This is a genomic window from Candidatus Woesearchaeota archaeon, from assembly GCA_016187565.1.
Taxonomy (GTDB): domain Archaea; phylum Nanobdellota; class Nanobdellia; order Woesearchaeales; family JACPJR01; genus JACPJR01.
Genome location: JACPJR010000013.1, coordinates 11,942 through 25,191, shown reverse-complemented (window position 1 = coordinate 25,191; position 13,250 = coordinate 11,942). Strand labels below are relative to the sequence as shown.

The window sequence follows — 13,250 nt, the reverse complement described above, 5'->3', positions numbered from 1 at the left end:
GAGAATTCCAAGATCGTTTATAAGCTTTTCTGTGCTAAAAATAACTTTTGTTCCCATTCGTTACAGACGAGTTCTGTCTTTTTTGGGGCCATCCCTACATATCGTTCTGGATGTTCTAAAAGTAACTTTTGCTCTTTGGTAAACTTTTTCACGTAGGGTTGTAATGAAGGATCTGCTCTCACCAAAACCATTAGAGACTTGCCTGTCTTTTGGGCTTTGAGTGTTAATTCTCGTACAACTTCATGAGCATCTGGATGGTCATGGGCTGCTAAGAGAAGATACAATGGCTCTGCAATAACCATTTGTTTATGCATACTCAGATTTCGTTCCATAGCTGTGATATCAACAACAAGACGGTTCATAAGACCATGCATACGATTGACAGATTCCACAAAACCAGCAATCATTTCAGGATAGAAGCGTGATGATGCACTGTTGCTTAAGTCACGTTGGTGCTCGCTGATCTGATCTAAATAACAGGTCATCATCCGTGGCATAAAGGTTTTATACATACTTTTAATGTTCTCGAAGTTCCATGGATTTCGCTTATGTGGCATGGTACTACTACCGACCTGTTTGCTGTCAAACTTTTCCGCAACCTCGGCAATTTCACTCCGTTGTAAATGACGCATATCATCTGCCAGATTTGCAAGAACACCAAATGCAGCAATAATGCCATGCATCAGTTCCATGACATACTCTGGTTCGACAATCTGTGTCGCGCACGAACCGGGTTTGAGATCAAGCTCAGCTAAAACTTCCTTTTCAAATGCTAATGGATCACTAAAAAATAATGATTGTGCGTTATATGCGCCAACTGCACCTGCCATCTTTCCCCGGAGATTTTTACTTGCTTCCCGTAATTTCAGAATACTGTTCCCGAAACGAGCGACATATTCCGAAAGTGCGAATCCAAAGGTAATGGGTACGGCATGCTGTCCATGAGTTCTTCCAATTTGCAAGGTATTTTTTTCCCGCCGTGCAATATCGATCAATGTTTTTTCAAGCTCTCCAAGGTCAGGAATGACTACTTTTTGGACAACATCACGATAGCGTAAGGCATTTGCAGTGTCAAAGATATCAAAGGACGTGGCAGTGAAATGCACATAGGGCTTTGCTGCAGCAGAAACCTTGTTCCTTAGACAATTTGCCAATGCTCTGGTATAGTGATGGATTTTTGCGTCTTCTGCATAGACCTCTTTTGCCGTAACCTGATGTGCTGCTTGCTCTACTTCACGAGCAATCTGTTGACTACAAATTCTTTGTTTTGCCAGTGCTTTAGTAATCGCTACCTCTACCTTTAGTTGGTAGTGCACAAAGGCTTCCTCAGAAAGATACGGATGTAATTTATCGTACAATTTTTTATTAGGTAAGTAATAACGGAAATCAAGTGGGCTAATAGCATCATAAGGATTGAGCTCTTCAACCATAGAATAGCAAAACAATCACTGCTTTTTAAACATTGTGCTTTTCTGGCACTATAATGACAAAAGATTTACTTCACTTTTCGTAACAAAGTTTAAATACATTCAAGCTTTTTAGTGAGCTATGCCTGTCCTTCATTTTTTCCCCTACACGATCACGTATAAGGTAGTTGATAACAAGCCGCTGATCTATCTCTTTGGTAAAACTGATACTGGGAAGCAGATCTGTTGCGTTGATCCCAACTTTCAACCATATTTCTATGTCATTCCAAAAGATGAGAAAAAAAGCGAACTTCTTCAAAAAAAGATTGCATCACTAACCGTAGACAAGCATGGAAAAAGTGTTACGCCTGCACAGGTTACGTCTATACAAAGGAACTATCAAGGAATAAAACAGAAAGTTTTTCAGGTTATTACTCATATTCCCTCTGATGTTCCACCCTTACGAGAGGCTATTGCTGCCTTACCGGGTACTTCAGTTCATGAAGCGGATATCCTTTTTACCCGACGATACTGTATTGATAAGGGGATCATTCCTCTTACTGAGGTAGAAGTTCATGTTGAGCCACGGGAAGAAAAAGCAAAGGTACCGGTGTTTACGCTGAGCTCATTAAAACCTAAAGGAGAATCAGTTACCGAATCAAAGGTCCTTGCTTTTGATATCGAAACCTATTGGCCAAAGGGAACAGGATATGATCCCAAGAAGAATCCTATCTTGACCATCGCTCTTTATGGCAACAATTTCCAAAAAGTCTTATGCTGGAAACAGTTTAGAACCAAGCATTCCTTTATCGAATTTGTGAAGGATGAAGCAGAGCTCCTCAAACGATTTATCGCTCTCATTGAAGAATTTCAGCCAGATCTCCTTTGTGGCTATTATTCTGAGGGCTTTGATTTTCCTTATATCTTACAGCGTGCTGAAAAACACAAAATTCCTCTGACACTTGGTTTGGATTACTCTACTCCATCTCTTGATAAAACCAGAGAAACTGTTCAAGTAACGGGTATTGTTCATCTTGATATCCTTACCTTTATCCGTAATGTTTTGCGTACAACACTTGAGACTGATAGCTATGATCTCAACGCTGTTGCAGCAGAATTGCTCGGCGATAAAAAAAAAGAAGTTGATATTGGGGGATTTGCGGAAATTTGGGATAAGGGATCTTCCCAGATTGAAGCATATTGTGAATACAACCTTCATGATGCACAGCTAACCTACCGTTTAGCCCAAGAATTAATGCCATCAATGGTTGAATTTGTTAAAATTATTGGCCAACCGATGGATGATGTGACAAGAATGTCCTTTAGCCAACTTGTCGAGTGGTATGTTCTTCGTCAAGCATTTGTGTTTCAGGAAATTGCGTATAACAAGCCAGAGCATGATCTTGTCAAGGAACGCATGAAAAAAACATTTCAAGGAGCTTTTGTCCTCGAACCAAAACCAGGATTACATAATGACCTTGTGGTTTTTGATTTCAGGAGTTTGTATCCAACCATTATCGCTTCACACAATATTTCCCCAGAAACATTTTGTTGTGCATGCTGTAAAGAAACTGCAAAACCCGTTCCTCTCTCTGATGAGCATTACTGGTTTTGTAAAAAACGTAAGGGATTTCTTTCGACGGTTATTGAGGATATTATTATGAGAAGATCACATATTAAGGAACTAATGAAAAAAACAAAGGATGAGCAAGGGAAAAAATTCCTTGAGGCCCGTTCGCAGGGGCTTAAGCTTTTGGCAAATTCATTCTATGGTTATTTTGGTTTTTATGCATCACGGTGGTATAGCTTGGAATGTTCTCGTTGTATTGCTGCGTATGGAAGGCATTATATCCACCAGGTCATTGAAACAGCAACAAAAAATGGATTTCAAACCATTTATTCAGATACCGATAGTATTTTTCTCACACTCTCTGGTAAAAAACTCAAGGACGCTTTGGTATTCCAAGATGCTGTTAATAAGGACCTTCCTGGGATTATGGAACTTGACCTTGAAGGACATTATCCTGCAGGAATTTTTGTTTCCCTAAAGATGGGAGATGCCGGAGCAAAGAAAAAATATGCATTGCTTCGCGAAGACAATACTATTAAAATCAGGGGCTTTGAACTAGTAAGAAGAAACTGGAGCCCTATCGCAAAGGAAGTACAAGAGAAGGTTATTGCTATTATTCTCAAGGAAAAAAGTACAGAGAAAGCACTGAAGTATGTCCAAGGTATTATTCATGATCTTCAGAAAAAAGCAATTCCTCTCGAGAAGGTGATTATGCGAACCCAGATTCAAAAACCACTTCATACGTATGATCAAATTGGCCCACATGTTGCTGCTGCACGACGAATGGAAGAACAGGGAATGCCCGTTACTCCCGGATCTATGATTCAGTATGTGATTATAAAAGGAACAGAAAAAATCCGTGATCGAGCACGGTTACCTCATGAAGCAAAAGCAAAAGATTATGATGCAGAATACTATATCAATAACCAAATTATGCCTTCAGTAGAACGGATATTTGAAGCACTTGGCTATGAAAAAGATCAACTTACCCAAAAAACCAAACAAAAAAAGCTTGATGTTTTTTTTGCGCCATAAATTCATAACGGTGATGAACCATGAAAGACAGCTTGACAGACTTTACTGAAAAACTCCGTAAGACTTCAGTAGTCAAAGAATGTCCACGCTGTGGAAATCTGACACTGATGTATGCGGGGAAGAAAATCATCTGTACACATTGTGGTTTTGAAGAGGATTTACCAGAGTTCTCCTGATTCTTTTCTTACTATTCTATCCACTAGGCGTACATATTTCTAATAACATCAGCTTTGGTAATCAGTCCTTCAAGCTTTCCTCCGTCTGCCACCAGGATAAGGGGATAGTATTTCAAGAGACTTACCACGATATGAATAGGTGATCTCTTTCCAATAATCGGAGGAGCTTCTCCCATGACTTCTTGGATAGGTACCTCTCCTTTTCCCTCCACAAATGCACTTAAGATGGATGCTTCTGAGATAAGACCAACCACTTTTTGCTCGTCAATAACCGGTAATTGTGAAATCTCATATTTTTTCATTTTCTGAATGGTCTCTTTGAGACTATCGTGTGGATGAACAAGAATAATCTTCTTTTGCATGACCTCCTCTGCTGCCAATTCATGGTGCTTCTGGAGCTCCTCAATCGCTTTGAATATTTGTTGTACTTTACTGTACGTGGGATCAATACTCTTTGCTTCTATTTTTGCAATGAGTGATTGACTTACCCCGGCAAGCTTTGCAAAAGAAGCTTGGGTTAGGCCATATTTCTTTCGTAACTCTTTAACCTCTTCAAGTTCATACTGCATACCCCTACCAAAGAAGCGCTTCTATATAAATCTTGTACATAAGTTTTTAATAGTTTATTACCTTATCTCGGTAGGTGAATCTGAATCGGAAAACCGAATATTTGAAAACCAAGAAAGCAGCACTGTTGCGTTATTGGAAGGACCATCATATTATTACCGATGAGCATGTGTTAGACGCGTTTCAAAAAGTTCGACGTGAGCTTTTTGTCTTACCCGAACATAAGGATCGTTCGTATGAAGATTATCCCTTACCCATTGGGCAGGACCAAACCATCTCACAACCAACCACGGTCATGATGATGACCCAGGCATTAGAAGTAAAAAAAGGCCAGAAGATTCTTGAGATTGGTGCAGGATCAGGCTATCAGGCTGCACTCTTGAGTGCTTTGGTCGGTAACGCTGGAATGATTTACACGATTGAGCGCATTCCTTATTTAGTTTCTTTTGCCAAAGCGAATTTAGAAAAAGCTGGTATCAAGAATGTAAAGGTTATTGAGGGCGATGGAACATTGGGATATAGGCAAGAACAGCCCTATGACCGTGTTATGGTCACTGCAGCAGCGCCCCACGTGCCTCAGCCACTCACGGAGCAGTTAGCACAAAAAGGCATATTACTTATTCCCGTCGGCGGCCTCTTTCACCAGGTACTCTTAAAGATTACCAAGCAAAAAAACAGGTATCACGAAAAGACATTAGGAGATTTTTCTTTTGTTCCCCTGAAAGGTGCCTATGGCTATTAGAAACATTTATATGCATAGTCTATTTATATAAGAAAAGACAGTTATGTATGTTCGTATAACCGTTTATAGAGTCAGGAGGTGGTTACATGACCCAAAAACGTGCAAATGTTATTCCTTATGCTCCGATGGGAAGGATTTTACAGAACGCAGGTGCTAAACGAGTAAGCCAAGCATCACTTGAGGTCTTTGCGAGTATTGTTACTGATATTGCCGAAGATATTGGAAAACGTGCCTGGGAGATTGCAAAGCATTCTGGACGAAAAACAATTCATGAAGAAGATATTCGACTAGCTGCAAAGAAATAAAATGTTGTTCTTCATCTTTGTTTTTTACTCCTTACGAGTTATGCTAAAGTTATAAATAACCCTCGGATTTCATGGTAGTATGCCTCAGGAATTGCTCGTTAACCATATCTATCTCAAATCTATTCTCATTCTCTTAGTGTTTGTTATTATCTCTAAATTACTCATCCTGTTCTCAGAACATATTCTTTTGCGTCTTGCAAAGAAAACACAAACATCACTCGATGATCTCATCATCAAACATACTGATCGACCTATCTCATTGCTCCTGATAGTGGTTGGATTGCGGTTATCTATTGTTGATCTTCCTATTACCCAGCCGTGGGAAAGCATTGTTATTAAGAGCATTTATTTTCTCATCGTGTTTATTTCTATCTACATTACCCACATTGTTGTGACGATCTTTATTGATCATTGGGGAGAGCAGTGGGCAAAGCGGACAAAATCTGCTGTTGACGAACAAGTTATTAAATTGCTTCATCGTGCATCAACCGTACTTTTTTTCCTTATTGGTGTCATGATCATTCTGGATCTCTGGGGAATTGAGATAGGTCCACTTTTGGCAAGTTTAGGTATTGCGGGTATTGCTGTTGCCTTTGCAATGCAAAATACGCTTGGAAACATCTTCGGTGGAATCTCCATGATCATGGATAGGTCCATTAAAGTTGGTGATGTTGTCGAACTTGATGGTAAAATTAGTGGAAAGGTACTTGATGTAGGAATGCGAAGTACAAAAATCCAGACATGGAATAATGAAGTAGTTATCATTCCGAATGGAAAACTCTCTGAAGCAACTATTCAAAATAATGCCTTACCTGATTTATCAGCCCGAACAATGCTTGATTTTTCCGTAGCGTATGGTTCAGATCCAGAAAAGGTTAAGAAAATTGTCCTGCAGGAGATTAAAAAAATCCAAGGACTGGATGAAACGCAGGAAAACATGGTACGGTTCAGAAGTCTGGGGGAGTCAGGACTTAACTTCCGTGTCTATATATGGATGCAATCCTATAATGAACGATTTCGAGCAATTGATGAAGCAAACACCTTAATCTACAAGGCACTTCGTAAACAAGGTATTGGAATTCCTTTCCCGCAATTGGACGTTCATCTCAAGAAAAAATAGAAATACGAAACATATTTAAAAGCGAGTGTTCTTCCTCTCACTATGAACCCACATATGAATCCAAAGAAAGGTACGCAGACAGAGCAGGAACGCATTGAGGAAGAGATCCGAAGGGTTAAATTGCCTCGAGATAACCAAAGTCTTGGCATTCTTGAACAACGTCTCGGAGGATCTCGTAATAGAGTTCGTTGCCTTGATGGAAAAATACGGGTTTGTCGTATTCCAGGAAGACTGAAACGAAAATTATGGGTTAGAGAAGGAGATCTTGTTCTTGTTGAACCGTGGGAATTCAGTGGCGAAGAAAAAGGAGACGTTATCTTTAAGTATCGTTCATCCCAGATAGACTTTTTGCGCAAAAAAGGGTACCTTAAGAAACTCGAGGAATTTGAAGAGTTTTAGTGTTCGTTCTTTTACAGTAATAGAGCGTTATTATAGAAAATCCACTACTCCAATTGCGGTTTTAAATTTTTACTTTTTGTTTTGAAAGCGCTTTAATATCTCATAGGATTTAATTGCATCAATATCTTTCACATAGATTAAAAGTTCTGGAGTGGCAGTTAACATTTCTACGAGAGAGATATCATGTAATGCAAGTTCTGTGGTTATTGAAGCAACAATACCTTTCTGGTTAGAATAATCACTTGAAAAAATCAGGCTAAGCTCTGAAATTCCAACATAGCGATTATTTAATACAAATCTATCAAAAAAGGTTTTCAATTCTTTCTCTTTCTTTTCGTCAATAAAAACCTTAATGCAAGAAGAGCCTACCACTACTTTAAAAGTGTCACCTTTGTCATAATTAATATGTGAGATAAGATTCTGTAATTTTTGCAGTAACTCCTTATCTTTTTCAAAGTCAAGAATGAGAATATGGTCTTTTACACCCATCCTCATATCAGCAAGAAGACTTTTCTTAGTCAACCTTTTTTGCTGGAACGGGAATCTTCGAAGCATTGCAATTACTGCTTCAAGTTGAGATTTTTTTGCTATTCCTGTGTCTATAAGATAACGTGCCAGTGATCTTCGATTAATAAGTCCTTCCTGATAGCACTTTTCTATCTCTGGCCTTTCAGCGATAAATAGCCTAAAATTTTGTTCTATTTGTGACATCTTTATAAGAAAAATGTCTTTTTTTTATAAATCTTCCGATTTATGACATAATATTTATATACCATTGAGCGTTTCAATAACGTATGTCAATGAAAACCAGATTCAAACAGAATTGGCGTTGGAACTAGTTCTCGATAGTTGTTTTACTCTTATTCAGGCAAGTGCCTGATACATCAATACTACCATTCATTATGGAGGTTGAAAATGATAATTGTATTAAAAAAAGATACTCAGAAAAAGCAGATCGATTACATCATGAAAAAAATTTCAGAGTTAGGGCTTAAACCCCTCTACTTACCAGGGACAGAGAAAACAGTAATAGGGGCCATTGGAGATGAGAGAGTACTGAGAAGCTTGAATCTAGAGTCATTACCCTCTGTTGAAAAAGTAGTTCCCATATTGAAGCCATATAAGGCAGTTAGCAGGGAGTTTAAAGCAGAAGATACAGTCATTGAAGTAGAAGGCGAAAAGATTGGGAGTAAAGATTTTACTATGGTTGTTGGTCCATGCGCAATAGAGTCAAAGCAGCAGTTGCTTGAAATAGCTTTAAAATTAAAAAAACTTGGTGTAAAATTTCTGCGTGGGGGAGCATACAAACCAAGGACATCTCCTTATTCATTTACCGGCCTTGAAGAAAAAGGGCTTAAAATTTTGAAAGAAGTTAAAGAAAAGACAGGACTTATTACGGTTACCGAGTTAATGGATACTCGGGATTTCAAACTTGTTTCTGAACACACTGATATAATTCAAATAGGTTCTAGAAATATGCAAAATTTCAAACTACTCAAGGAAGTGGGACAAAGCAAAAAGCCCGTTATTCTAAAGAGAGGATTTGCAGCAACTATTGAAGAATTCCTCTTGGCAGCAGAATATATAGTGTCAGAAGGTAATCCAAATGTTATTCTCTGCGAACGCGGAATCAGAACTTTTGAAACCGCCACGAGAAATACTTTTGATATCAATGCGATACCTCTCTTAAAAGAGTTAACACATCTTCCAATAATTGGAGATCCTTCTCACGGTTGCGGTAAAAGAAGTCTTATCATTCCGCTTACTAAGGCAATTGTAGCAGCAGGTGCAGATGGAGCGATTATAGAAGCTCATACAAGCCCAGAAAAGGCATTATCTGATGGAGATCAACAACTAAATATCGAAGAATTTAGCAAACTTATGAATGAAGTCCAGCCATTAATAGAACTCACCAGGTGAATAAAATGATGACAAAAATAACAAAAGGGCAATTGACCCCTATTATCGAGACCGTTGACAAACCTGATGATTTGATTCAGTACTTTAAGGCCCTCAGGAGGAGAAACAAAAATACGTTACTTTTTGAATCAAAAGAAGCGATTCCCACCTATGGAGATTTCTCAATAGGAACTAATGATCCTTGTCTAAAGATAAGCGGTAAGGTTGAAACCTTTGAAATCGAAGCGCTCAATGAATTTGGTGAATTCTTATTAAAAGACATCGAAAGTATGCTACATTTTTGTGATAAGATAGAATTCAAAGATAAAAAGATAGTTGGCAAGCTTTCAATAAAGAGCAAACAATCTTCAGGTGATGAATTAGAGAGATTAAAAAAGAAGAATCATACTGACATTCTCAGAGCATTAGCTTTTGCTTATCCTCCGACAAGCATTCCGGATTACCCCTATTGTGGACTATTTGGAGTTTTTTCTTATGATTTCATTGACCAATTTGAAGAGCTTCCAAAGAATAAAAATGACCCTTTAGATGTTCCCGATTACATTTTTTATTATGTTGACAATTTGTTCATCATTGATAATCGTACGAATAAGATGCACATTATAGCGAATGCTATAGGAATTAATGGAAAAGATGAAGAATACATACATGAAAGATGTCTAAACAAAATTCAAGAATATATGCATGCGCTGGCTGAGCAAAAAAACCAAAACAATCCTGAAACTACTAAAATAAATTCTCTATCTACAGATACCTCCAAGCAGGATTATATCAAGATTGTTAAAAAAATGAAAAGGCATATCCTCAATGGAGATGTTTTCCAAGTAGTTCCATCAAGAACAATTATTGTTCAAGGCAAATTCAACTCTTTACAGGTTTATGAGCGATTAAGATCAATCAATCCTTCCCCATACATGTTCTTTATTGATTTTGGAGATCATCAGTTAGTAGGTTCTTCACCAGAATTAGCTATCCGTGTAAAGGGAAGAGATGAGAAAAAAATTGAGATAAGACCAATTGCTGGCACTAAGCCAAGGGGGTTTAAGAATAATGTTATTGACAGTGATTTGGATAGTAGGTACGAAGTTGAACTAAAAACAGATAAAAAAGAGTTGGCTGAGCACATGATGCTCGTTGATCTTGCAAGGAATGATATAGCAAAAATTTCTGTGTCTGGAACGAGAGTTGTTGATCAACCACTAATAATAGAAAAATATTCACATGTGCAACACTTAGTATCTAATGTCTCAGGCGTTTTAAAAAAAGAGTTTGATGCGCTTCATGCGTACTTGGCAACTATGAACATGGGGACTGTTTGTGGAGCCCCAAAAGTTGAAGCTATGAAGATTCTAAGAAAAAATGAGAAATCAAAGAGAGGTTACTATGGGGGGGCTGTGGCTTATATTAGTCCAAATGGAGATTTTGATTCTGGGTTGGTGATACGCTCTCTTGTTGTTAAAAAAGATTCCGCGTACATCAGGGTAGGTGCTGGGATAGTCTATGATTCAATTCCAGAAAAGGAATTTCAGGAAACAGAACAAAAAGCAAGTGCATGTTTGAAAGTAATTTCAGGTGAAAGAAAATGAAATCTGATCTAAAAGTTTTAGTGATAGATAATTTTGACTCTTTCACTTATAATCTTGTAGATGAATTTGCTAAGCGGAAGTGCCAAGTTCGGATTTATAGGAATAACATCCCGCTAGATGTAATGAAAAAAATAGTTGAAGAATATGATCCGCACTTAATTGTTCTTAGCCCTGGCCCAGGAAATCCAAAACAAGCTGGCATTTGTGTTCCATTAATACAAGAATTTATGGGCAAGATTCCAATGTTAGGAGTATGTTTAGGCCACCAGGCTATCATTGAAGCTTTGGGGGGAGAAGTAGATAAAGCTCCTGAAGTAGTGCATGGAAAAACATCTTTGGTTTATCATAATTCAGAGGGGCTATTTAATAATGTACCGAACCCGTTTATAGTAGCAAGATATCATTCTCTTTGTGCTGTAAAGACTCCAAAATCGCTTGAAATAATTGCTCAGACACGAGGCGGAATTGTCATGGCTATTAGAAGCAAAAATAAGGAAGTATTTCTTGAAGGGCTTCAGTTCCATCCCGAAAGTGTAATGACAACACATGGCGGAAAAATAATTGAAAATCTTATTGAAAATATTATTAAGAAGATCAAGGTGAACTGAAATGCAGCAAATTATAGAAAAACTGGTAAACTTTGATTCGTTAGCTGAAATTGAAGCAGAAACTGCCATGAATTTAATAATGGAGGGTAAAGTAACAGATGCTCAGCTAGGTAGTTTTCTCACTGCTTTAAGAATGAAGGGCGAAACGTCTCAGGAGATTACAGGATTCGTGAACGTTATGATAAATAAAGCTACCAATATACACCTACAAGGTAAAATCCTCTTAGATACCTGTGGCACAGGAGGGGATAATAGCAATACCTTCAACATTTCAACTGCAACTGCATTCGTTGTTGCAGGAGCAGGCATATCTATAGTAAAGCATGGAAACCGCTCTGTTTCAAGCAAATGTGGCAGTGCTGATGTTTTGGAAGCTTTAGGTGTAAATCTTGCTATTACTCCAAAGGATGTGGAAAAGTGCATTGATAACATAGGGATTGGCTTTCTTTTTGCTCCTTTATTTCACCAAGCTATGAAAAACATCGCTAGCCCAAGAAAAGAGATAGGTATCAGAACCGTCTTCAATATTTTAGGACCATTGATAAATCCTGCTGGGGCAACACATCAAATGGTTGGTGTTTATGATGAAAAACTTACAGAAACTTTAGCAGAAGTTCTTAAAAAAAGAGGAATAAAACGTGCCATGGTTGTCCACGGCAATGGTCTTGATGAAATAACAATCTGCGGAAAAACTAAGATCACTGAACTTAATAAAGGGGAAATAATCTCATATTATATTTCTCCTGGTGATTTTGAAATTTCTGAAACACGTTTAAAAAAAATTGAAGGAGGAACTCCAAAGGAAAATGCAAAAATCATTTTAGATATTCTCAATGGCAAGAAAGGACAACAAAGAGATGTCGTACTCCTTAATTCAGCTGCTGCGCTTTATATCTGTGGCAAGTCACATTCCATTAAAGAGGGGATAGCTATTGCTGAAGATTCCATAGATTCAGGCAAGGCACTACACAAACTCAGATCGTTGATAGAAGAAACAAATAATCGTGGTTAATCATGGTGATTTGTGTGAAGAAAATTAATATTCTTAATGAAATCTTGGAACATAAGAGAAAAGAAGTGCAAGCCAGAAAGAAAGAGACTTCATTAGACACGATTAAAAATAAACTTTCATCTGAAATATTTCACATGAGAAATTTTAAAAAAGCACTTAAGAAGAATGGAAGAATATCAATAATTGCAGAGATAAAAAAATCGTCACCTTCAATAGGAATTATAAAAGCTAACTTTGATCATATCCTCATCGCTAAAGAATATGATAAAGCTAACGTTGATGCAATATCTGTTTTAACAGACAGACGCTTCTTTAAGGGAAGTCTTGATTTTATCAGAGAAGTTAAGGAAGTCACCAATGTTCCCCTCCTAAGAAAAGATTTCATCATTGATAGTTATCAGATATACGAGTCGAAGCTATACAAAGCTGATGCTATCTTGCTAATCGCCACTGTTCTAACTCTTCGAGAACTTAAGGATTATTTACGAATTGCAAAAGAGCTTACCATGCAATGTCTCGTTGAATGTCATAACAAAGAAGAAATCAATAAAGCAATATCATCAGGGGCAGAGATTATAGGAATCAACAATAGAAATTTAGCAACGTTTTCAGTTGATGTAGGGAGATTTTCAAAATTGAGAAAATTAATACCTAAAAATGTAGTCGTGGTGAGTGAATCTGGAATAAAATCTTCTCATGATGCTGCTAAAATAAAAGCTGATGGAGCTGATGCCATACTTGTCGGTACAAGCATAATACAATCCAACAATATCGCAAAGAAAGTTGAAGAACTTAGGGTTTGAT

General features: G+C 37.7%; 14 protein-coding genes. 11 read left to right on the top strand and 3 right to left on the bottom strand.

The genetic code is table 11. The features are described 5' to 3' along the window. Positions 1-17 precede the first annotated feature (17 nt). On the bottom strand, positions 18-1,430 hold the full coding sequence (locus HYW21_03955; protein MBI2548480.1) for an adenylosuccinate lyase: 1,413 nt from the start codon (positions 1,428-1,430) through the stop codon (positions 18-20). A gap of 118 nt (positions 1,431-1,548) precedes the next feature. Between HYW21_03955 and HYW21_03950 the strand changes: the two genes are divergently transcribed. Both HYW21_03950 and HYW21_03945 read left to right on the top strand, forming a co-directional pair. Continuing rightward, on the top strand, positions 1,549-4,011 hold the full coding sequence (locus HYW21_03950) for a ribonuclease H-like domain-containing protein (GenBank protein ID MBI2548479.1): 2,463 nt from the start codon (positions 1,549-1,551) through the stop codon (positions 4,009-4,011). 20 nt (positions 4,012-4,031) lie between these two features. Then, complete coding sequence (locus HYW21_03945; protein MBI2548478.1) at positions 4,032-4,187, top strand: hypothetical protein; 156 nt, start codon at positions 4,032-4,034, stop codon at positions 4,185-4,187. 23 nt (positions 4,188-4,210) lie between these two features. On the opposite strand, the gene HYW21_03940 is transcribed toward HYW21_03945, so the two are convergent. Continuing rightward, positions 4,211-4,756 carry a CBS domain-containing protein gene (locus tag HYW21_03940; protein MBI2548477.1) on the bottom strand — a complete coding sequence of 182 codons (546 nt, stop codon included), beginning with the start codon at positions 4,754-4,756 and terminating at the stop codon, positions 4,211-4,213. Between the two features lie 101 nt (positions 4,757-4,857). Between HYW21_03940 and HYW21_03935 the strand changes: the two genes are divergently transcribed. From HYW21_03935 to eif1A, 4 genes are all read left to right on the top strand, one after another. Beyond that, the gene (locus HYW21_03935) at positions 4,858-5,496 is read left to right on the top strand and encodes a protein-L-isoaspartate(D-aspartate) O-methyltransferase (protein ID MBI2548476.1); all 639 of its coding nucleotides are present in this window, start codon (positions 4,858-4,860) and stop codon (positions 5,494-5,496) included. 86 nt (positions 5,497-5,582) lie between these two features. After that, positions 5,583-5,801, top strand: coding sequence for an NFYB/HAP3 family transcription factor subunit (locus tag HYW21_03930; protein ID MBI2548475.1), 219 nt, complete (start codon positions 5,583-5,585; stop codon positions 5,799-5,801). Positions 5,802-5,880: 79 nt separating this feature from the next. Next, positions 5,881-6,921 (top strand): mechanosensitive ion channel family protein, encoded by a 1,041-nt coding sequence (locus tag HYW21_03925; protein MBI2548474.1) that lies wholly within the window; start codon positions 5,881-5,883, stop codon positions 6,919-6,921. Positions 6,922-6,975: 54 nt separating this feature from the next. Next, the gene (gene eif1A, locus HYW21_03920; GenBank protein ID MBI2548473.1) at positions 6,976-7,320 is read left to right on the top strand and encodes a translation initiation factor eIF-1A; all 345 of its coding nucleotides are present in this window, start codon (positions 6,976-6,978) and stop codon (positions 7,318-7,320) included. 69 nt (positions 7,321-7,389) lie between these two features. Here the strand turns inward: eif1A and HYW21_03915 are convergent, their stop codons facing one another. Continuing rightward, the gene (locus HYW21_03915) at positions 7,390-8,031 is read right to left on the bottom strand and encodes a hypothetical protein (protein MBI2548472.1); all 642 of its coding nucleotides are present in this window, start codon (positions 8,029-8,031) and stop codon (positions 7,390-7,392) included. A 204-nt stretch (positions 8,032-8,235) separates the two neighbouring features. Here HYW21_03915 and aroF point away from each other — a divergent pair, with 204 nt between their 5' ends. The 5 genes from aroF to trpC are packed head-to-tail and all read left to right on the top strand — an operon-like array spanning position 8,236 to position 13,249. After that, positions 8,236-9,240: a 3-deoxy-7-phosphoheptulonate synthase gene (aroF, locus tag HYW21_03910; protein MBI2548471.1), complete on the top strand. Its 1,005-nt coding sequence runs from the start codon at positions 8,236-8,238 to the stop codon at positions 9,238-9,240. A gap of 5 nt (positions 9,241-9,245) precedes the next feature. Next, positions 9,246-10,826: an anthranilate synthase component 1 gene (locus HYW21_03905; GenBank protein MBI2548470.1), complete on the top strand. Its 1,581-nt coding sequence runs from the start codon at positions 9,246-9,248 to the stop codon at positions 10,824-10,826. Continuing rightward, on the top strand, positions 10,823-11,434 hold the full coding sequence (locus HYW21_03900) for an aminodeoxychorismate/anthranilate synthase component II (protein MBI2548469.1): 612 nt from the start codon (positions 10,823-10,825) through the stop codon (positions 11,432-11,434). The genes HYW21_03905 and HYW21_03900 overlap by 4 nt, the downstream gene beginning before the upstream one ends. A 1-nt stretch (position 11,435) precedes the next feature. Continuing rightward, positions 11,436-12,446, top strand: a complete 1,011-nt coding sequence (gene trpD / locus HYW21_03895; protein MBI2548468.1) for an anthranilate phosphoribosyltransferase — start codon at positions 11,436-11,438, stop codon at positions 12,444-12,446. A gap of 2 nt (positions 12,447-12,448) precedes the next feature. Next, positions 12,449-13,249 (top strand): indole-3-glycerol phosphate synthase TrpC, encoded by an 801-nt coding sequence (gene trpC / locus HYW21_03890; GenBank protein MBI2548467.1) that lies wholly within the window; start codon positions 12,449-12,451, stop codon positions 13,247-13,249. The last annotated feature ends 1 nt before the right edge of the window (position 13,250 follow it).

Coding starts and splice junctions, on each gene's coding strand:
- eif1A (MBI2548473.1), top strand. CDS start 6,976: ATGAATCCAAAGAAAGGTACGCAGACAGAGCAGGAACGCATTGAGGAA.
- HYW21_03925 (MBI2548474.1), top strand. CDS start 5,881: ATGCCTCAGGAATTGCTCGTTAACCATATCTATCTCAAATCTATTCTC.
- HYW21_03930 (MBI2548475.1), top strand. CDS start 5,583: ATGACCCAAAAACGTGCAAATGTTATTCCTTATGCTCCGATGGGAAGG.
- HYW21_03900 (MBI2548469.1), top strand. CDS start 10,823: ATGAAATCTGATCTAAAAGTTTTAGTGATAGATAATTTTGACTCTTTC.
- HYW21_03955 (MBI2548480.1), bottom strand. CDS start 1,430: ATGGTTGAAGAGCTCAATCCTTATGATGCTATTAGCCCACTTGATTTC.
- HYW21_03950 (MBI2548479.1), top strand. CDS start 1,549: ATGCCTGTCCTTCATTTTTTCCCCTACACGATCACGTATAAGGTAGTT.
- aroF (MBI2548471.1), top strand. CDS start 8,236: ATGATAATTGTATTAAAAAAAGATACTCAGAAAAAGCAGATCGATTAC.
- HYW21_03905 (MBI2548470.1), top strand. CDS start 9,246: ATGATGACAAAAATAACAAAAGGGCAATTGACCCCTATTATCGAGACC.
- trpC (MBI2548467.1), top strand. CDS start 12,449: ATGGTGATTTGTGTGAAGAAAATTAATATTCTTAATGAAATCTTGGAA.
- HYW21_03940 (MBI2548477.1), bottom strand. CDS start 4,756: ATGCAGTATGAACTTGAAGAGGTTAAAGAGTTACGAAAGAAATATGGC.
- HYW21_03915 (MBI2548472.1), bottom strand. CDS start 8,031: ATGTCACAAATAGAACAAAATTTTAGGCTATTTATCGCTGAAAGGCCA.
- HYW21_03945 (MBI2548478.1), top strand. CDS start 4,032: ATGAAAGACAGCTTGACAGACTTTACTGAAAAACTCCGTAAGACTTCA.
- trpD (MBI2548468.1), top strand. CDS start 11,436: ATGCAGCAAATTATAGAAAAACTGGTAAACTTTGATTCGTTAGCTGAA.